A 20189-nucleotide genomic window follows, 5' to 3' on the forward strand; every position below is an offset into this window, starting at 1 on the left:
GGCAGCTAACAAAGAGGGGATTGTAAGGAGATTTGTCGGAATGGTCGCGGACCTTGTGGGAGCGGGCTTGCTCGCGAAGGCGGTGGGTCAGTCAACATATTTGCCGAATGCCCCACCTCCTTCGCGAGCAAGCCCGCTCCCACAGGGGAGATCAGGGGGTGTTAGAAGAGTTTCAGGGGTTCTTCGTTGAGCGCGGACAATTGCTCGCGCAACGCCAGCACCTGATCGCCCCAATACCGCTCGCTGCCGAACCACGGAAAACTATGCGGGAACGCCGGGTCATCCCAGCGCCGTGCGAGCCAGGCGCTGTAGTGCATCAGGCGCAACGCGCGCAACGGTTCGATCAGCGCCAGTTCCCGCGGGTCGAAGTCGTGAAACTCGTTGTAGCCGTCCATTAATTCCGACAACTGACCGAGGCATTCCTGACGATCCCCGGCGAGCATCATCCAGATGTCCTGCACTGCCGGGCCCATGCGGCAGTCGTCGAGGTCGACGATGTGGAACATTTCGTCGCGGCACATCATGTTGCCGGGGTGGCAATCGCCGTGCATGCGGATGTTCTGGTGCGGCGTGGCCTTGTAGACCTCTTCCACACGCTTGAGCAGGTCGCGGGCGACGGACTCGTAGGCCGGCAGCAGGCTCTTCGGTACGAAATTGCCTTCGAGCAAGGTGTTCAGCGAATCGTGGCCGAAGTTTTTCACGCCCAGCGCTTCACGGTGCTCGAACGGCTTGGTCGCGCCGACGGCGTGTAGGCGTCCGAGCAATTGGCCCAGGCGATACAGCTGATCCAGATTGCCTGGCTCCGGCGCGCGGCCGCCACGGCGAGGAAACAGGGTGAAGCGGAACCCGGCGTGTTCATGCAGGCTGGCGCCGTTGTGAATCATCGGCGCGACCACCGGCACATCGCATTCGGCGAGTTCGAAAGTGAACTGGTGCTCTTCGAGAATCGCTTCGTTGGTCCAGCGCTGCGGACGGTAGAACTTGGCGATCAGCGGCTCGGAGTCTTCGATGCCGACTTGGTAGACGCGGTTTTCGTAGCTGTTGAGCGCCAGAATGCGCGCGTCGCTGAGAAAGCCGATGCTTTCGACGGCATCGAGCACGAGGTCTGGGGTGAGGGTTGCAAACGGGTGGGCCATGCTGACTCCTGCGCGCAGCAGGCTGCCGCGTCCGGCCAAGCATGGTAGCGCAGACGGGGGAAGATAGGTGGTGGGTGTGCGGACGCCTTCGCGGGCAAGCCTCGCTCCTGCAGGGTTATGCAGATTCCTTGTAGGAGCGAGGCTTGCCCGCGAAGAGGCCGGATCAGGCGCCGACGATCCCGCCGTCCTCGCGGGTAATCGCCATCACCGAAGACCGTGGCTTGCCGTTCGGCAGGTGCTCAGGGAACGTCGAACCACCGTTCTCGCCCGGATGCTGAATCCCGACAAACAGGGTTTTCTGATCCGGCGAGAAGCTAATCCCCGTCACCTCACAACCAATCGGCCCGACCATGAAGCGGCGAATTTCCCCGGTTACCGGGTCGGCGCAGAGCATCTGGTTATTGCCCATGCCAGCAAAGTCCCCGGCATTGCTCGAATCGCCATCAGTCAGAATCCACAAGCGCCCAGCCTTGTCGAAACCCAGGCCGTCCGGGCTGTTGAACATGTTCTGCGGGGTGATATTCGTCGAACCGCCCTTCGGTGTGCCGGCATGCACGCCCGGATTGCCGGCGACCACGAACAAATCCCAGGCGAAGCTTTTCGAACCGTGATCATCACGGTCGGTGCGCCAGCGCAGGATCTGCCCGTAGACGTTTTTCTCCCGCGGGTTTGGCCCGCCGACCGGTTGGCCGTCTTCGCCGCGCTTGGCGTTGTTGGTCAGGGTGCAATAAACCTGGCCGTCCTTGGGGCTGACGACGATCCATTCCGGGCGGTCCATGCGCGTGGCGTTGACCACACTGGCGGCGAGGCGCGTGTGAATCAGCACTTCGGCCTGGTCGGCAAAACCGCTGCTGGCGTCGATGCCATTCTTGCCGTGGGTCAGTTCGATCCACTGGCCTTGGCCTTTCGGGTGATCGGCATTGCCGTCGCCCGCGTCGAAGCGCGCCACGTACAAGGTGCCGTGGTCCAGCAGATCGCGATTGGCTTTCGGATTCTTGTGGTTGATCTTGTCGCGGCTGACGAATTTGTAGATGAACTCGCCGCGCTCATCGTCGCCCATGTACACCACGGCGTGGCCGTCTTTGGTTTCGGCCAGGGCGGCGTTTTCATGTTTGAAACGGCCCAGTGCCGTGCGTTTGACCGGCGTCGACTTCGGGTCGAACGGATCGATTTCCACCACCCAACCATGACGATTGAGTTCGTTGGGATTCTTCGCCAGATCGAAACGCGGGTCGTGTTGGTGCCAGTTGATTTCCTTGCTGGCGGCCACCGCGCCGTAGCGTTTTTGCGCAGCATCGAATTTTTGCTCGGCGTTGCTGCTGCCGAAACAATCGGTGAAGTTCTCTTCGCAGGTCAGATAAGTGCCCCACGGCGTCTTGCCGTTGGCGCAGTTCTGGAAGGTGCCGAGGACTTGCTTGCCGTGCGGGTCGGCGCTGGTTTTCAACAATTCGTGACCGGCCGCCGGGCCGCTAAAACGCAGGGGCGAGTTACCGTGGATGCGCCGGTTGTAGCGCGAGCCCTGGACGAATTGCCACTGGCCGTTCTTGCGCTGCACTTCGATCACCGTCACGCCTTCGCAGGCCAAGGCCTTGCGCACTTCTTCGGCCGATTGCGGCATGCCGCCGTGGGCGTAGAGGTAGCGGTAGTTGGTGTATTCGTTGTTGATCGCCATCAGTGCCCGGTCTTTTTCACCAGGAAACTCGAACAGGCTCATGCCGTCGTTGTTGTCGCCGAACTGCAGTTCCTGATGCTCGGCGCTGCCGTTGCCGCTCGGGTCGAACGCCGGGCCGTTCTTCTGCAACGGCTGGCCCCAGCTGATCAACACCGAGGATTTGTAGCCCGGCGGCAAGGTAATGGCGTCGGTCGTGGCGGCGGCGATGCTGTCGAAACCCAGCAGTTTGCTTGAACCAGCGCTGACACTCGCGGCCAGCACGCTGCGGCTCAGCAGGTTGCCACCGAGGAACATCGCCGCACCGCAGAGGGCGCCGGCGCTGATGAAACCGCGACGGCTGAGGCCGACCATTTTTTCCAGGTCGGTGGATTGGTGTTCTTCTAATAGGCTCACATCAGGCTCCCTGCGGGTTTTTGCAGTCACCTTAATGAGCGTTAGTGAAGGTTTTGTTTCAGAGCGGTGTACCAAGCAGGACGTTGGACGGCGCGAATTGCACCAGCACCGTTTGGTCGACGCCAAGGCCAGAGGTCCTCAAATGCAGCGGCTCGGCCAGGGCGCACAGCGTCTGGCCGTTGGGCAGGCTGATACGCACTTCGCTGGGGCCGTCTTCGGCGTCGAGGATTTCCTCGATTGTGCCCGTCAGGCAATTGTTGCCAGGTGTTGCAGCTTGATCGACGGCGAGCAATTCCAGCCATCCGGCCTTGATCAGGGCGACGACTTCGGTGCCGGTTTGAAGCTCCAGGCGAAGAGTGCTGTCGTGGGTGATCTGCGCATCGATGCTCAAGCCTTCGGCCAGTTCCAGACGAATGTTGTCGTTACGGCCCTGGGATTCGATTGCTGCGACTTTGCCGTGCAATTGATTGCGCGCGCTGGTGCGCAGCATCAGGCGACCGAGCAGTTCGAGGTCGCTGGCATCTTCGGCGGCTTCCAGCACCTGTGCCTGCAACACTTGCAGCTTCTGATACAGGCGCAACACCCGTTGACCCTCTTCGGACAACTTGGCGCCACCGCCGCCCTTACCGCCAACGCTGCGCTCCACCAGCGGCTTTTGCGCGAGGTTGTTCAGTTCATCGATAGCGTCCCATGCCGCCTTGTAACTCAGGCCCGCGCTTTTCGCGGCGCGGGTGATCGAGCCTTGTTCGGCGATGTGTTGCAGCAGGGCAATGCGCTGCGGACGGCGGACGATGTGCTGGGACAATAAAGTAGGCAGGGACATGGCGAGTGCTTTGGGCGGTGGCAATGGGGACGACGTTGGCGGCTTGGGGCTCGGGAGTCAAGTCAGTCGCCAAACCGCCCAGTTGAACTCAGTCCCTGTGGGAGCGGGCTTGCTCGCGAAAGCGATCTGTCAGTCACATCGATGCTGGATGTGCCGCCGTCTTCGCGAGCAAGCCCGCTCCCACAGGGTCAAGCGGTGTCGCCGGGTTTTGGTGTGCGGGCCAGGCAGTAGACGTCTACTCGGGCGGCACCGGCGTCCATCAACAACCGCGCGAGGGTTTGCGCGGTCGCACCCGTGGTCAGCACGTCGTCGATCAGGGCCAGATGACGGCCCGTGACACACGCACCGGGTGCGAGGGCGAAGGCATTACGCAGGTTTCGCCTGCGGGCTTCGGCCTTCAGTTCCTGTTGCGCACTGGTGTCCTGAATCCTCAGCAACAGTGTTTCGTCGCAAGGAATGTCCAAGTATTCACTGAGCCAACGCGCAAGCATCGCCGCTTGATTGAAACCTCGCTGACGCAGGCGTTTGGTCGCCAGCGGCACCGGGATCAGCAGGTCGGGTCGCTCCAGATCTTCATCGAAGCGATGTTGCAGGAACTGCGCGAGAAGTTCGCCGAGCAGGTGGCCAAACGGCCACTTCGCGTTGTGCTTGAAACGGGTGATCAGCGCGTCCACCGGAAAGCTGTAGGTCCAAGGCGCCGCGACTCGCTCAAAGGCCGGTGGTTGTTGCAGACATTGGCCGCACGTGAGGCCGGACGCAGGCAGCGGCAGGGCGCAGGTCTGGCAGTGATCGCCGAGCCAGGGCAGCTCGGTTTCGCAGGCTGTACAGATTGGCGTTATGTCATCGGCGGGCTCTGAACAGAGCAAACAGAGTTGTTTGTTTTTTAACCAGATGTAAACCGGTCCTTCGTATCGTGGTTGACAGCGCATCGCTCTTCCTTAAATATGCCGAACATCCGTGTCGCGCCTGTGGGTATTCCATTCCCCGGTCGCTTGCCAAGCATAAATCAAGGAAACGCCCATGAGCGCCAGCACCTCTGCAACCCTGCGTCATGACTGGTCTTTGGCCGAAGTCAAAGCACTCTTCGTTCAGCCATTCAACGACCTGTTGTTCCAGGCGCAGACCGTGCACCGCGCGCATTTCGACGCCAACCGGGTCCAGGTTTCCACGCTGCTGTCGATCAAAACCGGCGCTTGCCCGGAAGATTGCAAATATTGTCCGCAGTCCGGTCACTACAACACCGGCCTGGAAAAAGAAAAACTGATGGAAGTGCAGAAGGTCCTCGAAGAGGCCGCTCGCGCCAAGGCCATCGGTTCGACCCGTTTCTGCATGGGCGCGGCGTGGAAACATCCGTCGGCCAAAGACATGCCGTACGTGCTGGAGATGGTCAAGGGCGTTAAAGCCATGGGCCTGGAAACCTGCATGACCCTCGGTCGCCTCGACCAGGACCAGACCGTTGCGCTGGCCGACGCAGGCCTCGATTACTACAACCACAACCTTGATACGTCGCCGGAGTTCTACGGCAGCATCATCACAACCCGCACCTACGGCGAGCGTCTGCAAACCCTGGCCTACGTGCGTGAATCGGGGATGAAGATCTGCTCCGGCGGCATCCTCGGCATGGGCGAGTCCCTCGACGACCGCGCCAACCTGCTGATCCAGCTGGCCAACCTGCCGGAGCATCCGGAGTCGGTGCCGATCAACATGCTGGTGAAAGTCGCTGGTACGCCGCTGGAAAACGCCGATGACATCGACCCGTTCGACTTCATCCGCATGCTCGCCGTCGCGCGCATCCTGATGCCGCAATCCCACGTACGCCTGTCCGCCGGCCGCGAAGCGATGAACGAACAAATGCAGGCCTTGGCGTTCTTTGCCGGCGCCAACTCGATTTTCTACGGCGACAAATTGCTGACCACCGCCAACCCACAGGCCGACAAGGACATGCAACTGTTCTCACGCTTGGGCATCCTGCCGGAAGCTCGTGAAGAGCATGCGGACGAAGTGCACCAGGCCGCTATCGAGCAGGCGTTGGTTGAGCAGAAGAGCAGCGAGCAGTTCTATAACGCTGCTGTCTGACCCGACACAAATCCAATGTGGGAGCGGGCTTGCTCGCGAATGCGGAGTTTCAGTCACCACCCATGTTGGATGTGACGGCCCCTTCGCGAGCAAGCCCGCTCCCACATTGGGATTGGGTGCATACCCATATTGATCTTCGAGGCCTGCATGTCTTTCGATCTCGCCGCACGCCTTGCTGCCCGTCGTGCTGACAATCTCTATCGCCAGCGTCCGCTGCTGGAAAGCCCCCAAGGCCCGGAAGTGGTGGTCGATGGCCAGCCGTTGCTCGCGTTTTGCAACAACGACTACCTGGGCCTGGCCAATCACCCGCAAGTGATCGAAGCCTGGCGCGCTGGTGCAGCGCGTTGGGGCGTCGGCGGCGGGGCTTCGCATTTGGTCATCGGCCACAGCACCCCGCATCACGAGTTGGAAGAGGCGCTGGCCGATCTCACCGGTCGCCCACGCGCGTTGCTGTTTACCACCGGTTACATGGCCAACCTTGGCGCAGTCACCGCGTTGGTCGGGCAGGGCGATACGGTGCTGGAGGACCGGCTCAATCACGCGTCGCTGCTGGATGCCGGGTTGTTGTCCGGTGCGCGCTTCAATCGTTATCTGCACAACGACGCGACCAGTCTGGCCAAGCGTCTGGAAAAGGCCACCGGCAATACGCTGGTGGTCACCGACGGCGTGTTCAGCATGGACGGCGATATCGCCGACCTGCCGGCGCTGGCGCGAGAAGCCAAGGCCAAAGGCGCGTGGCTGATGGTCGACGATGCGCACGGTTTTGGTCCGCTGGGCGCCAATGGTGGCGGGATCGTCGAACATTTTGGTTTGAGCCAGGAGGACGTGCCGGTGTTGGTCGGCACCCTCGGCAAAGCGTTCGGTACGGCCGGGGCGTTTGTGGCGGGTAGCGAAGAGCTGATCGAGAGCCTGATCCAGTTTGCGCGTCCCTACATCTACACCACCAGCCAGCCACCGGCGCTGGCCTGCGCGACGCTGAAAAGTCTCGAATTACTGCGCAGCGAGCATTGGCGACGCGAGCACCTTAATGTGCTGATCCGTCAATTTCGTCGCGGTGCCGAGCAGATCGGCCTGGAACTCATGGACAGCTTCACACCGATCCAGCCGATCATGATCGGCGATGCCGGCCGCGCGGTGCGACTCTCGCAGATGCTGCGCGAGCGTGGCTTGATGGTCACTGCGATCCGTCCACCCACCGTGCCGGCCGGCAGTGCTCGCCTGCGGGTGACCCTGACCGCTGCCCACAGCGAAGCGCAGGTGCAGCTATTGTTAAATGGACTTGCCGATTGTTTTGCACAACTGGGACCGGAGCCAAGCCATGCGTAATCGACTGATTCTGCTGCCCGGTTGGGGCCTCGGGATTTCGCCGCTGGAGCCATTGGCCGCAGCCTTGCAGGGTCTGGATGAACACCTGCGGGTCGAGATCGAGCCGTTGCCGGAACTGGAGTCGGGCGAGCTGCAAGAGTGGCTCGATGAGCTGGATTCGACCGTGCCTCAGGATACCTGGCTCGGTGGCTGGTCATTGGGCGGCATGCTCGCGTCCGAGTTGGCGGCGCGGCGCGGTGATCGCTGCTGCGGCTTGCTGACCCTGGCGAGCAATCCTTCGTTTGTCGCCCATGAGCAATGGCCGAGCGCGATGCCCGGTGAGACCTTCGATGCGTTTCTGGCAGGTTGCAACGCCGATCCACGCATGACCTTGAAACGCTTTTCTCTGCTCTGCGCCCAGGGTGCCGAAGACCCACGCGGACTTTCGCGATTGTTGCTCGGTGGCGCGCCGCACGCGTCGGCGCAAGTCTTGATGAGCGGCCTGGAAGTCCTCGCGCAACTGGATACCCGGCAAGCGCTGCAGGCGTTTCGGGGTCCGCAACTGCATCTGTTCGCCGGCCTCGACGGGCTGGTCCCGGCCGAAGCGGCGGGAGACTTGCTGGCGTTGTTGCCGGATGTCGAAATCGGCCTGATCGAACAGGCCAGCCACGCGTTTCTTCTGGAAGACCCCCACGGTGTGGCGGGGGCGATCCAGGCCTTTTTGCATGAGTCCGGTGATGACTGATTTATCCCTTCCCAACCTACCCGCAGGCTTGCCCGACAAGCGTCAGGTGGCAGCGTCCTTTTCCCGCGCGGCGGCCAGCTACGACAGCGTGGCTGAATTGCAACGGGATGTTGGCAGCGAGTTGTTGCGTCGGTTGCCCGATGAGTTTGTACCCGGTCGCTGGCTGGACTTGGGCTGCGGCACCGGTTATTTCAGCCGTGCACTGGGTGAGCGTTTTCCGGCGAGTCACGGTATTGCGCTGGATATCGCCGAAGGCATGCTCAATCACGCCCGACCATTGGGTGGCGCCACACACTTTATCGCTGGCGATGCCGAGCGGTTGCCGTTGCAGGATTCAACCTGTGACCTGATCTTTTCCAGCCTCGCGGTGCAGTGGTGTTCGAACTTCGCCTCGGTGCTCAGTGAAGCGAATCGGGCATTAAAACCGGGCGGTATTTTTGCGTTTGCTAGTCTGTGTGTCGGCACGCTGTACGAATTGCGTGACAGCTGGCGTCAGGTGGATGGCATGGTGCACGTCAACCGCTTCCGCGAGTTCGAGACTTATCAACAGCTGTGCGCGGCCAGTGGATTGCAGGTCATCAGCCTGCAAACCTGCCCACATGTGCTGCATTACCCGGATGTGCGCAGCCTGACCCATGAGCTCAAGGCGTTGGGCGCGCATAACCTGAACCCTGGTCGGCCGGGCGGTTTGACCGGCAGGGCGCGGATCCTCGGCCTGGTCGAGGCGTATGAACAGTTTCGTCAGGCACAGGGACTGCCGGCGACTTATCAAGTGGTTTATGCCGTGTTGGAGAAACCCTTATGAGCGCAGCCTATTTCATCACCGGTACTGACACTGATGTCGGCAAAACCACCGTTGCTGCAGGTTTGCTGCATGCCGCGCGGTCGGCAGGGTTAAGCACCGCGGCGGGCAAACCCGTGGCTTCCGGCTGTGAGGTGACCCCTAAAGGATTGCGCAACGCCGACGCCTTGGCGTTGTTGGCGGAATGTTCGGTGCCGCTGACGTATGCACAGGTCAATCCAGTGGCGTTCGAACCAGCGATCGCCCCGCATTTGGCGGCGCGGGAGGCGGGCATCGCTTTGACGGTGCAGTCCTTGTTAACGCCGATGCGCGAGATCCTGGATATGAATGCGGACTTCACGCTGATCGAAGGGGCGGGCGGTTGGCGCGTGCCGTTGGCGGATCAGGATAATTTGTCGGACCTGGCGATCGCACTGGATCTGCCGGTGATTCTGGTGGTCGGTGTGCGCTTGGGTTGTATCAATCATGCGCTGTTGACGGCTGAAGCTATTGCTAACGATGGTCTGCAGTTGGCTGGATGGGTGGCCAACATCATCGAGCCGAAGACCTCGCGTCTGGAGGAGAACCTTGCCACGCTGGCCGAGCGGATACCCGCGCCGTGCCTGGGCCGGGTGCCGAAACTCAAGTCGGTGACGGCGGAGGCGGTGGCCGAGCATCTGCAGCTGGATCTGCTCGATTAATGTTTTTGCCTATGACGCGGCACTGTGCCATTAGTGTTTTTGTCGGGTGTTTTGCTGGCGTGTCTGCTTCAATGGCCGCTGTTGTTCCTTTATCAGGACGAGTTCTCCCATGGAAATCTCAGGAAGCACCGCTTTTTATGCCGGTCTGAGCACTATTCAGACAGGGCAGAACCGTGTCGATCAGGCCGCCGGCCAGATTGCCAACACCACCATTGAGCGTTCGCAGACCAGCCAGTCTTCCGAATCTCAGGTTGATCGCCTGCGTTCGGTGGACCGCAGCCAGGAATCTGACCTGGCCAGCAACATGGTCGAGATGTCCCAAGGCAAGTTTCAGGTCGAGCTGGGCGCGAAAGTCGCCAAGGCTTCCGATGAAATGCTCGGGACGTTGATTGATACCTACGCTTGATCGATAGCTGAACTCGCTACTCCAACGCCGCGAATCTTCGCGGCGTTTTTCTGCGTAAGTCCTTCTCCCTCAACTAATCTTTCCTGCATGGCCTGTTGCCTTTTCGACGGCGGCGCGCGGCTGCGTGGCCGTTGTGCACACGCGATGATGACGAACGGCAAAAGATCGGCGCTTGACAAGATTTGGTCGTAAACGTATGTTTCAAACAACTGTTTGACCGCCACAACAAATCAACGCGGTCGTTCATTCCCGGTTACATCAGCAGAGGTTTATCGCTATGCCTGACTACAAGGCCCCCTTGCGTGATATTCGCTTCGTTCGTGACGAACTGCTCGGCTACGAAGCGCACTATCAGAGCCTTCCGGCTTGTGCAGACGCAACTCCGGACATGGTTGACGCCATTCTCGAAGAAGGCGCCAAGTTTTGTGAGCAGGTACTGGCTCCGCTGAACCGCGTGGGTGACACCGAAGGCTGCACCTGGAGCGAGTCCGGCGTTAAAACCCCCACTGGTTTCAAAGAAGCCTACAAACAATTCGTCGAAGGCGGCTGGCCAAGCCTGGCTCACGACGTAGAGCACGGTGGCCAAGGCCTGCCGGAGTCTCTGGGTCTGGCCGTCAGCGAAATGGTTGGCGAAGCCAACTGGTCGTGGGGCATGTACCCAGGCCTGTCCCATGGCGCGATGAACACCATTTCCGAGCACGGTACGCCTGAGCAGCAAGAGGCTTACCTGACCAAACTGGTTTCCGGCGAATGGACCGGCACCATGTGCCTGACCGAACCGCACTGCGGCACCGACCTGGGCATGTTGCGCACCAAGGCCGAACCTCAGGCCGACGGTTCCTACAAAGTCTCCGGCACCAAGATCTTCATCTCGGCCGGTGAACACGACATGGCCGACAACATCGTCCACATCGTACTGGCTCGCCTGCCGGACGCACCGGCTGGCACCAAAGGCATCTCGCTGTTTATCGTTCCCAAGTTCATGCCGAACGCTGACGGTTCGATCGGCACTCGTAACGCTGTGACCTGCGGTTCCCTGGAACACAAGATGGGCATCCACGGCAACGCCACTTGCGTGATGAACTTCGACGGGGCCACCGGTTTCCTGATCGGCCCGGCGAACAAAGGCCTGAACTGCATGTTCACCTTTATGAACACCGCTCGCCTGGGCACCGCGCTGCAAGGCCTGGCCCACGCCGAAATCGGCTTCCAGGGCGGCCTGAAATACGCTCGTGATCGTCTGCAAATGCGCTCGCTGACTGGCCCGAAAGCGCCGGAAAAAGCCGCTGACCCGATCATCGTGCATCCAGACGTACGTCGCATGCTGTTGACCATGAAGGCGTTCGCCGAAGGCAACCGCGCGATGGTTTACTTCACTGCCAAGCAGGTCGACATCGTCAAATACGGCGTGGACGAAGAAGAGAAGAAGAAAGCCGACGCACTGCTGGCCTTCATGACTCCAATCGCCAAAGCCTTCATGACTGAAGTCGGCTTCGAATCCGCTAACCACGGCGTACAAATCTACGGCGGCCACGGCTTCATCGCCGAGTGGGGCATGGAGCAGAACGTTCGCGACAGCCGCATTTCGATGCTGTACGAAGGCACTACCGGTATCCAGGCACTCGACCTGCTGGGCCGTAAAGTGTTGATGACCCAAGGCGAGGCCCTGAAAGGCTTCACCAAGATCGTCCACAAGTTCTGCCAGACCAACGAAGGCAACGAAGCGGTCAAAGAGTTTGTCGAGCCATTGGCTGCGCTTAACAAAGAGTGGGGCGAACTGACCATGAAGGTCGGCATGGCTGCCATGAAAGATCGCGAAGAAGTCGGCGCGGCCTCCGTGGACTACCTGATGTACTCCGGTTACGCCTGCCTGGCCTACTTCTGGGCTGACATGGCGCGCCTGGCTGCCGAGAAACTGGCTGCCGGCACCACCGAAACGGCGTTCTACACCGCCAAGCTGCAGACTGCGCGCTTCTACTTCCAGCGCATCCTGCCGCGTACCCGCACTCACGTAGTGACCATGCTGTCGGGCGCCAACAACCTGATGGACATGAAAGAAGAAGACTTCGCACTGGGCTACTAAGCCTTAGCGCTGTCCTTCAAAGGCCGCTGTTCCTTCGGGAGCAGCGGCTTTTTTTTTGCCTGGAATTCGAGCCCCCATTGTTGGGACCCAATCCCCGGTTTTGATGCCCCGGAATAATCGTATTGGCCGGGTAAAGCCAGACAGGCCGGGCCTTCAGCGTACTGGCAGATTAATTGCAAAACCCCTGGAAACAATAAATCGAATCAACCATGTCGTCAGGGTGAAACACATGAACATCGTCCGAATAGTTGGTTTGGCCTGCCTGTTCGTGCTGCCCGTCCAGAGCATTCTGGCTGCGACAGCGCCCGAGATTGATGTTCCCGCCCCTGAGATCCCCACCCTGCAATCACTGCGCGGCATGACGCCTCCCGATCCATCGGGAACCGAAGGCGGACGCAAGGTCGACTTGATGACTGACTATGTCCTCAACCGCTCGGCGGCGATCCTGCTAGGCAAAGCATTGTTCTGGGACATGGAGATCGGCAGCGATGGTTCGACCGCTTGTGCGTCCTGCCACTTTCACGCGGGGGTCGATCACCGGATCACCAACCAGATCAACCCCGGCCAGGCGCACACCAATGCCAACGTGGCTTCGATCTTCAACAAACCGTTCGTAGCGTCCGATATCCCGGCTGACGTGGCTTCCTATTTGACCAAATCCGGAGGCAAGGGCGGCCCGAACTACACGCTGAAGAAAACCGACTTCCCAACCCACGTGCTGGCCGATCCGCTGGACCGCAATTCGCCGATCCTTTATTCCACCGACGACGTGATCGGCTCCCAGGGCGTATTCGACGCCAACTTCGTCAAGCCGCATCAACCGCGTTTCGACAAGTGCACGCAACAACCGGACGGCATTTTCCAGGTCGGCGGCATCAACGTGCGTCGCAGTACCGGGCGCAACGCGCCGACGGTGATCAACGCCGCGTTCAACGTGCGAAATTTCTGGGATGGCCGTGCGAACAACGTGTTCAACGGCTTCTCGCCGTTCGGCAATCGCGACCCGGATGCCGGGATTTTCGTCACCGGCGATCGCGGAGGCGTGGCGACCAAAGTGCGGCTGGCACTCAAGGATGCGTCTGCGGCGTCGCAAGCCGTGGGCCCTCCCGGCAGTCCGGTGGAAATGTCCTGTGGCGGGCGCACCTTTGCGGATATTGGCCGACGCATGCTCGACACCTTGATGCTCAAGCAACAGCGGATTTCCTCAACCGATTCGGTGCTGGCCTCGGTTTCCGGCGCGCGTCGGCCGACTTACCGTGAGCTGATCAAGGCTGCATTCCAGCCACGGCTGTGGAATGCCACGCAACAGGTTTTGCTGGGCGATGCGCCGTACACCCAGATGGAGGCCAACTTCCCGCTGTTCTTCGGGCTGGCGATTCAGATGTATGAATCGACGCTGATCTCGGACCAAGCCCCGCTGGATGCCTACTTGCAGGGTAATCAGCAGGCAATGAATGCCCAGCAGGTCCAAGGCATGAACCTGTTCCTCGGCAAGGGCAAATGCATCGCTTGTCACGGCGGCGCGGAGCTGACCAACGCCGGCAGCCGCTTGCTGTTCCATCCGCGTGAGCGCATCGAACGCATGTTGATGGCTGACAACCTCACCACGCTCTACGACAACGGCTTCTACAACACCGGTGTGCGTCCGACCTCGGAAGACCTGGCGCTCGGCGGTTCCGACGCGTGGGGCAATCCGTTGTCCTTCACCCGTGAGTACAACACCCTGTTGCAGGGCGGCAACGTGCCTGACCCGCTGGATGTCGATGTCTGCACCTTCGAAACACCGTTGAGTGCCGCATTGCCCTGCGACGCAACGCTCAAGCCCAATGTCGGTTTCCGCGATGCGGTCGATGGCGCCTTCAAGACGCCGACGCTGCGCAACATCGCGCTGACCGGGCCGTATTTCCACAACGGCAGCCGCGCGACGCTGAAACAGGTAATGGAGTTCTACAACCGCGGTGGCGACCGGCGCGGTGAGGATGCGAGCAACACCAGCGGCTTCGAACATCCGTCGGCGAATCAGCACAACGCCTCGAACCTTGATCCGGACATGACCTCGCTGAACCTGACCCCCGATGAGGTGGATGCGCTGGTGAAATTCATGGAAGTCGGGCTGACCGATCCACGTGTTGCCTGGGAGCAGGCACCGTTTGATCACCCGTCGCTGGTCATCCCGCAAGGCCATGTGGGTGACGAAAACGCGGTGACGGCACGGCCCGTCAGTCCGAAGATTTCGACCCGGCAGGCGCTCGATGCCCCGATTGCGCTCAAACCGATCGGAGCAGAAGGTCGCAGTGTCAGCGAGGGGCCGTTGCAGGCGTTCTATAACGATCTTTGAGTGGTCGCACTGATGCTGCTGTAAGAATGCAATTCTGTGGCGAGGGGGCTCGCCCCCGTTCGGCTGCGAAGCAGTCGCAAACCTACAAACACTGCGTAACTGAAAAAATGCGGGGGCTCTTCGCGCCACAACGGGAGCAAGCCCCCTCGCCACAGGTTTCGCTCCCATTAAAAAACCTCGGTTACTCCCTCAGAAACTCAGCATTTCTGCCGTTAAAGAGACGTTCACGTGACCTGCGTCACATTTCGTGTGCTTAATCGTGCGCTTTGCAGGCACAATGCCATCAATTGCTATGCCGGGTCGGAGCTTTACCCTTGCCGCGTTCTTCCGCTGTACGTTTCAGTCACTTTTTGCCCTCATTACTGCTATTGCTCGCTGGGCTTTCGGCTGCGTACATCAAGGATCTCAACGTCTTCTTCACCTCGCTGTTCAACGTGCTGCCAACCCTGGTGCTGTTGCTCGGCGGCGCGTACTGCGCGGTGTATCGACGCCAGCGCGAACTGTTTCTGATGGTCACCGTGTACATCGCCTACTTCCTGCTTGACACCCAGACCGACTATTACCGCGACAACGGCAAGGTTCGCGAAGACGCGGCGGTAGTTTTTCATCTCTGCTGTCTGCTGCTGCCGTTGTTGTTCGGCCTGTTCGCGGCGTGGCAGGAGCGCACCCATCTGTTCCAGGACATGGTCGCGCGCTTTGCCGTGTTGCTGGCGTTCGGCAGCGTGGCGCTGGGCGTTGAGCAAAGTTACCCACAGGCGCTGCTGATGTGGCTGTCGGAGATCCGCTGGCCTGCATTGCACGGCGCGTGGATGAGCCTGATCCAGTTGTCCTACCCGGTGTTTATCGCCTCGTTTGTACTGCTGGCCTGGCAATACTGGCGCAACCCGAGGCCCTTGCACGCCGCGCAACTGGTGGGTCTGCTGGGACTGTTCTGGATGTTGCCGAAGACCTTCATCCTGCCGTTTACCCTGAACATCATGTGCAGCCAGGTGATGCTGATGATTGCCGCGGCCGTTGCCCATGAAGCCTATCAAATGGCCTTCCGCGACGAACTCACTGGTCTGCCGGGCCGCCGCGCATTGAACGAACGCATGCAGCGACTGGGGCGCAATTACGTGCTGGCCATGAGCGACGTCGATCACTTCAAGAAATTCAACGACACCCACGGCCACGACGTCGGCGATCAGGTGCTGCGACTGGTCGCCAGCAAACTGTCGAAAATCAGCGGTGGTGGTAGGGCGTATCGCTATGGTGGCGAGGAATTCGCCCTGGTATTCGCGGGCAAGACGCTTGAAGAGTGCATGCCGCACCTGGAAGTCATCCGCGAATCGATTGCCTCCTACAACATTCAACTGCGCAACCCGGATCGTCCGCAAGACGATCAGCAAGGTCGCCAGCGACGTGCCGGTTCCGCTGCCTCCAGCGTGTCGGTCACGGTCAGCATCGGCGTCGCCGAGCGCCTGGAACAGCGCACGCCGGAACAAGTGCTCAAGTCCGCCGACGAGGCGCTCTATAGCGCCAAGGGCGCCGGGCGTAACTGCGTGGTTGCGTTCGGTCAAAACCGTCGTGGCGCAGTGCGCATGGACGGCGCTGCGGGTTGAGTGATGATGGCGCATTCAGCGTCTGGACTGTGATTGTGAGGCGTGGGACACGGCAGTAGGTTTGAGCAATCTGCTGCCGGAGAAACGACCATGCCTGAGTACAAAGCTCCCCTGCGCGACATGCGCTTCCTGATCGACCACGTCTTCGACTTTCACGGCAACTACGCCGCGCTGGGCGCCACCGATGCCAGCCCGGACATGGTCAGTGCGATCCTCGAAGAAGGCGCGAAATTCTGTGAGAACGTTCTCTCACCGCTGAATCGCAGCGGCGACGAAGAGGGCTGCCATTTCGACAATGGCGTGGTGACAACGCCTACAGGCTTCAAGCAAGCCTTCGCACAATACGTGGAGGGCGGCTGGCATGGCCTGGCGGCTGATCCGGTGTATGGCGGCCAGGGTCTGCCTCTTTCGCTGGGACTGGTCATCAGCGAGATGATCGCTTCCAGCAACACCTCCTGGGGCATGTACCCCGGTTTGACCCACGGTGCGATGTCGGCGATTCACGCCCACGGCACCGAAGCGCAAAAACAGACCTACCTGAGCAAGCTCACCGCCGGCCAATGGACAGGCACCATGTGCCTGACCGAAGCCCATTGCGGCACTGACCTGGGCATCATCAAGACCCGCGCCGTGCCCCAGGCTGACGGCAGCTACGCGATCTCCGGCAGCAAGATTTTCATCTCCGCCGGCGAACACGACATGAGCGACAACATCATTCATTTGGTGCTGGCCAAACTGCCGGATGCACCGGCCGGGACCAAGGGCATTTCGCTGTTTATCGTGCCTAAATTCCTGCCCGATGCCGAAGGTGAGGCGGGCGAGCGCAATGGCGTTTCCTGCGGCTCCATCGAACACAAAATGGGCATCAAGGCCTCGGCCACCTGCGTGCTCAATTTTGATGACGCCAAGGGCTTCCTGATCGGTGAAGCCAACAAAGGCCTGAACTGTATGTTCACCATGATGAACCATGCGCGCCTGGGTACCGGCATGCAGGGTTTGTGTCTGGGCGAGGCGAGCTTCCAGGGCGCGATCAAATACGCTAACGATCGTTTGCAAATGCGTTCGCTGACCGGACCTAAAGCCCCGGAAAAAGTCGCCGACCCGATCATCGTACATCCGGATGTACGGCGGATGTTGCTGACCATGAAAGCCTTCAACGAAGGCAATCGGGCGCTGACCTATTTCACCGCGCAGTTGTTGGATGTCGCGCATTTGAGTGCAGATGCAACGGCGCGTCAGGACGCCGAGGACTTGCTGGCGTTTCTGACACCGATCTGCAAAGCGTTCATGACCGACACCGGGCTGGAAGTGACCAACCACGGCATGCAGGTGTTTGGCGGCCACGGTTTCATCCGCGAGTGGGGCATGGAGCAGTTGGTACGTGACTGCCGGATTGCGCCGATCTACGAGGGCACCAACGGCATTCAGGCGCTGGATCTGCTGGGGCGCAAAGTGCTTGGCAGCCAAGGCAAACTGTTGCGTGGCTTTACTAAAATCGTTCACAAGTTCTGCGCTGCCAACGCCGAGCATCCGCAACTCGGCAGCTTCGTCGCTCAGCTCAATGGTTTGAATCAGCAGTGGGGCGAGGTGACCACCAAGATCGGCATGGCCGCGATGAAAAATCCGGACGAAGTCGGCGCGGCGTCGGTGGATTACCTGATGTACAGCGGTTACATCATCCTCGGCTATTTGTGGCTGCGCATGGCGTTGGTGGCTCAGGCGCAACTCGACGACGGCAGCGGCGATGCCGATTATTGCCAGGGAAAATTGGCGACCTGCGAGTTTTATTTCAAGCGATTGCTGCCACGCACCGCCGCTCATCGTGCGGCGATCGAGGCGGGGAGTGATTGCTTGATGAAGTTGCCGGCGGGGTTGTTTGCGCTTTAATCGTATTTAAGAGCTTCGCGGGCAAGCCTCGCTCCTACAGGTTGGCGGTGTTTTCGAAAACGCCTTGGACCTGTAGGAGCGAGCGGTGCGACGATTCGACTTGCCCGCGAATGCGTTTTACCAGATACACGCCAATGACTAAACATTACAAATCAGTCATGAGCTGACCCTATGTGTCGTAAAAGTTGTTGGGTTACACTCGAACCCAACGAAAACACCATTCCCACGAATCACCCGTTTAGATCCTGCGAGGTTTGCCATGGCTGACTACAAAGCGCCCCTGCGCGATATGCGCTTCGTCCTCAATGAAGTTTTCGAGGTCGCCAAACTCTGGGCCGAGTTGCCGGCGCTGGCGGATACCGTCGATGCCGAAACCGTCGAAGCCATTCTTGAAGAGGCCGGCAAGGTCACCAGCAAAAGCATCGCGCCCCTGAGCCGTGCAGCTGACGAAGAAGGTTGCCATTGGGCGGACGGTGCCGTCACCACGCCGGCAGGTTTCCCACAGGCTTATCAGACTTATGCTGAAGGTGGTTGGGTCGGCGTCGGTGGCGATCCGGCCTACGGCGGCATGGGCATGCCCAAGGCTGTTTCGGCCCAGGTCGAAGAAATGGTCAACTCCGCGAGCCTGTCGTTTGGCCTGTACCCGATGCTGACCGCCGGCGCTTGCCTCTCGATCAATGCCCACGCCAGCGACGAACTGAAAGCCGCGTACCTGCCGAACATGTACGCCGGCGTTTGGGCCGGCTCCATGTGCCTGACCGAGCCTCACGCCGGCACAGACCTGGGGATCATCCGCACCAAGGCCGAACCTCAGGCCGACGGTTCCTACAAAGTCAGCGGCACCAAGATCTTCATCACCGGCGGTGAACACGACCTGACCGAGAACATTATCCATCTGGTGCTGGCTAAGCTGCCGGACGCCCCAGCGGGGCCGAAAGGCATTTCGCTGTTCCTGGTGCCGAAGTTCATGGTCAATGCCGATGGCAGCCTGGGCGCGCGCAACCCGGCGAACTGCGGTTCGATCGAACACAAAATGGGCATCCAGGCGTCCGCGACCTGCGTGATGAACTTCGACGAAGCCGTGGGTTACCTGGTCGGCGAGCCGAACAAAGGCCTGGCGGCGATGTTCACCATGATGAACTACGAGCGTCTGGGCGTCGGTATCCAGGGCCTGGCCACTGGCGAGCGCTCGTACCAGAACGCCGTCGAATACGCGCGCGATCGTCTGCAAAGCCGTTCGCCGACCGGCGCGCAGAACAAAGACAAAGTCGCTGACCCGATCATCGTCCATCCGGACGTGCGTCGCATGTTGCTGACCATGAAAGCCTCAAACGAGGGCGGCCGTGCCTTCTCGACATACGTGGCGATGCAACTCGACACCGCCAAGTTCAGCGAAGACGCGACCACCCGCAAGCGTGCGGAAGATCTGGTGGCGCTGCTGACGCCAGTGGCCAAGGCATTCCTGACTGACCTGGGGCTGGAAACCACCGTCCACGGTCAGCAAGTGTTCGGCGGCCACGGTTACATCCGTGAGTGGGGCCAGGAGCAACTGGTGCGCGACGTGCGCATCACCCAGATCTACGAAGGCACCAACGGCATTCAGGCGCTGGACCTTGTAGGACGCAAGATCGTTGGCAGCGGCGGGGCGTTCTACAACCTGTTCGCCGACGAAATTCGTCACTTCACGGCAACGGCCAGTGCTGACCTGGCGGAATTCACCAAGCCGTTGAATGACGCGGTGACCACCCTCGATGAGCTGACTTCGTGGCTGCTGGACCGGGCGAAAAACAACCCGAATGAAATCGGCGCGGCTTCGGTCGAATATCTGCAAGTATTTGGATACGTTTCCTACGCCTACATGTGGGCATTGATGGCCAAAGCAGCCTTTGGCAAAGAAGCGCAGGACGATTTCTACGCAAGCAAACTCGGTACGGCGCGGTTCTATTTCGCCCGTCTGCTGCCGCGTATTCACTCGTTGAGCGCATCGGTGAAGGCCGGTAGTGAGTCGCTGTTCCTGCTGGACGCATCGCAGTTCTGACCCGTCAACGTTATGTAAGCATTCTCTTACATGACGTACTGCTGTTTTCCCATATGCGCGGATTGGATCCAGAGCTAATCTACTTCACATGGACGTCGCGCAGGAAGCGCAAAGCAACAACACGGACACGTAGGATTCTGCCAGGATGGCGGAGTGAAATGGATGTCAGGGAAACAGTCTGCAAAGCCCCGCTTCGGCGGGGTT

At 60.2% G+C, this 20189-nt stretch carries 15 protein-coding genes; 11 read left to right on the top strand and 4 right to left on the bottom strand.

Annotation, left to right across the window (positions count from 1 at the left end; all coding sequences use genetic code 11):
• Positions 1-161: 161 nt before the first annotated feature.
• The 4 genes from NK667_RS30185 to NK667_RS30200 all read right to left on the bottom strand — a co-directional run bounded on the left by NK667_RS30185 (position 162) and on the right by NK667_RS30200 (position 4953).
• Complete coding sequence (locus NK667_RS30185) at positions 162-1136, bottom strand: serine/threonine protein kinase (RefSeq protein WP_054616850.1); 975 nt, start codon at positions 1134-1136, stop codon at positions 162-164.
• 163 nt (positions 1137-1299) lie between these two features.
• Complete coding sequence (locus tag NK667_RS30190) at positions 1300-3201, bottom strand: PhoX family protein (RefSeq protein WP_054616849.1); 1902 nt, start codon at positions 3199-3201, stop codon at positions 1300-1302.
• A gap of 58 nt (positions 3202-3259) precedes the next feature.
• On the bottom strand, positions 3260-4024 hold the full coding sequence (locus NK667_RS30195) for a TOBE domain-containing protein (RefSeq protein WP_054616848.1): 765 nt from the start codon (positions 4022-4024) through the stop codon (positions 3260-3262).
• A gap of 188 nt (positions 4025-4212) precedes the next feature.
• Positions 4213-4953, bottom strand: a complete 741-nt coding sequence (locus tag NK667_RS30200; RefSeq protein WP_054616847.1) for a ComF family protein — start codon at positions 4951-4953, stop codon at positions 4213-4215.
• A gap of 91 nt (positions 4954-5044) precedes the next feature.
• Between NK667_RS30200 and bioB the strand changes: the two genes are divergently transcribed.
• The 11 genes from bioB (at position 5045) to NK667_RS30255 (ending at position 19985) form a co-directional block, all read left to right on the top strand.
• On the top strand, positions 5045-6100 hold the full coding sequence (gene bioB, locus NK667_RS30205) for a biotin synthase BioB (protein ID WP_054044178.1): 1056 nt from the start codon (positions 5045-5047) through the stop codon (positions 6098-6100).
• Between the two features lie 147 nt (positions 6101-6247).
• On the top strand, positions 6248-7426 hold the full coding sequence (gene bioF, locus NK667_RS30210; RefSeq protein WP_054044177.1) for an 8-amino-7-oxononanoate synthase: 1179 nt from the start codon (positions 6248-6250) through the stop codon (positions 7424-7426).
• Positions 7419-8150: an alpha/beta fold hydrolase gene (locus tag NK667_RS30215; protein ID WP_054044176.1), complete on the top strand. Its 732-nt coding sequence runs from the start codon at positions 7419-7421 to the stop codon at positions 8148-8150. The genes bioF and NK667_RS30215 overlap by 8 nt, the downstream gene beginning before the upstream one ends.
• Positions 8143-8955 carry a malonyl-ACP O-methyltransferase BioC gene (gene bioC, locus NK667_RS30220; RefSeq protein WP_054616846.1) on the top strand — a complete coding sequence of 271 codons (813 nt, stop codon included), beginning with the start codon at positions 8143-8145 and terminating at the stop codon, positions 8953-8955. Before NK667_RS30215 ends, bioC begins: the two co-directional genes overlap by 8 nt.
• Positions 8952-9632, top strand: coding sequence for a dethiobiotin synthase (bioD, locus tag NK667_RS30225; protein WP_054616845.1), 681 nt, complete (start codon positions 8952-8954; stop codon positions 9630-9632). Before bioC ends, bioD begins: the two co-directional genes overlap by 4 nt.
• Before the next feature lie 109 nt (positions 9633-9741).
• On the top strand, positions 9742-10038 hold the full coding sequence (locus NK667_RS30230; protein ID WP_054044173.1) for a hypothetical protein: 297 nt from the start codon (positions 9742-9744) through the stop codon (positions 10036-10038).
• Positions 10039-10315: 277 nt separating this feature from the next.
• Positions 10316-12121 carry a phenylacyl-CoA dehydrogenase gene (locus tag NK667_RS30235; RefSeq protein WP_054044171.1) on the top strand — a complete coding sequence of 602 codons (1806 nt, stop codon included), beginning with the start codon at positions 10316-10318 and terminating at the stop codon, positions 12119-12121.
• A 229-nt stretch (positions 12122-12350) separates the two neighbouring features.
• Entirely contained in the window at positions 12351-14459 is a 2109-nt protein-coding gene (locus tag NK667_RS30240; RefSeq protein ID WP_054616843.1) for a cytochrome-c peroxidase, read from the top strand.
• Positions 14460-14773: 314 nt separating this feature from the next.
• Positions 14774-16060 (top strand): GGDEF domain-containing protein, encoded by a 1287-nt coding sequence (locus tag NK667_RS30245; protein ID WP_054044169.1) that lies wholly within the window; start codon positions 14774-14776, stop codon positions 16058-16060.
• 90 nt (positions 16061-16150) lie between these two features.
• Positions 16151-17947 carry an acyl-CoA dehydrogenase C-terminal domain-containing protein gene (locus tag NK667_RS30250; RefSeq protein WP_054044168.1) on the top strand — a complete coding sequence of 599 codons (1797 nt, stop codon included), beginning with the start codon at positions 16151-16153 and terminating at the stop codon, positions 17945-17947.
• A 259-nt stretch (positions 17948-18206) separates the two neighbouring features.
• Positions 18207-19985, top strand: coding sequence for an acyl-CoA dehydrogenase C-terminal domain-containing protein (locus NK667_RS30255; protein WP_054616842.1), 1779 nt, complete (start codon positions 18207-18209; stop codon positions 19983-19985).
• The last annotated feature ends 204 nt before the right edge of the window (positions 19986-20189 follow it).

Origin of the sequence: Pseudomonas nunensis, from assembly GCF_024296925.1 — a bacterium.
In the GTDB taxonomy this organism is placed as follows: domain Bacteria; phylum Pseudomonadota; class Gammaproteobacteria; order Pseudomonadales; family Pseudomonadaceae; genus Aquipseudomonas; species Aquipseudomonas nunensis.

Bases quoted from the DNA above. Each gene is read 5' to 3' on its own strand.
- NK667_RS30185 (WP_054616850.1), bottom strand. From the start codon at position 1,136: ATGGCCCACCCGTTTGCAACCCTCACCCCAGACCTCGTGCTCGATGCC.
- NK667_RS30195 (WP_054616848.1), bottom strand. From the start codon at position 4,024: ATGTCCCTGCCTACTTTATTGTCCCAGCACATCGTCCGCCGTCCGCAG.
- NK667_RS30200 (WP_054616847.1), bottom strand. From the start codon at position 4,953: ATGCGCTGTCAACCACGATACGAAGGACCGGTTTACATCTGGTTAAAA.
- bioB (WP_054044178.1), top strand. From the start codon at position 5,045: ATGAGCGCCAGCACCTCTGCAACCCTGCGTCATGACTGGTCTTTGGCC.
- bioF (WP_054044177.1), top strand. From the start codon at position 6,248: ATGTCTTTCGATCTCGCCGCACGCCTTGCTGCCCGTCGTGCTGACAAT.
- NK667_RS30215 (WP_054044176.1), top strand. From the start codon at position 7,419: ATGCGTAATCGACTGATTCTGCTGCCCGGTTGGGGCCTCGGGATTTCG.
- bioC (WP_054616846.1), top strand. From the start codon at position 8,143: ATGACTGATTTATCCCTTCCCAACCTACCCGCAGGCTTGCCCGACAAG.
- bioD (WP_054616845.1), top strand. From the start codon at position 8,952: ATGAGCGCAGCCTATTTCATCACCGGTACTGACACTGATGTCGGCAAA.
- NK667_RS30230 (WP_054044173.1), top strand. From the start codon at position 9,742: ATGGAAATCTCAGGAAGCACCGCTTTTTATGCCGGTCTGAGCACTATT.
- NK667_RS30235 (WP_054044171.1), top strand. From the start codon at position 10,316: ATGCCTGACTACAAGGCCCCCTTGCGTGATATTCGCTTCGTTCGTGAC.
- NK667_RS30240 (WP_054616843.1), top strand. From the start codon at position 12,351: ATGAACATCGTCCGAATAGTTGGTTTGGCCTGCCTGTTCGTGCTGCCC.
- NK667_RS30250 (WP_054044168.1), top strand. From the start codon at position 16,151: ATGCCTGAGTACAAAGCTCCCCTGCGCGACATGCGCTTCCTGATCGAC.
- NK667_RS30255 (WP_054616842.1), top strand. From the start codon at position 18,207: ATGGCTGACTACAAAGCGCCCCTGCGCGATATGCGCTTCGTCCTCAAT.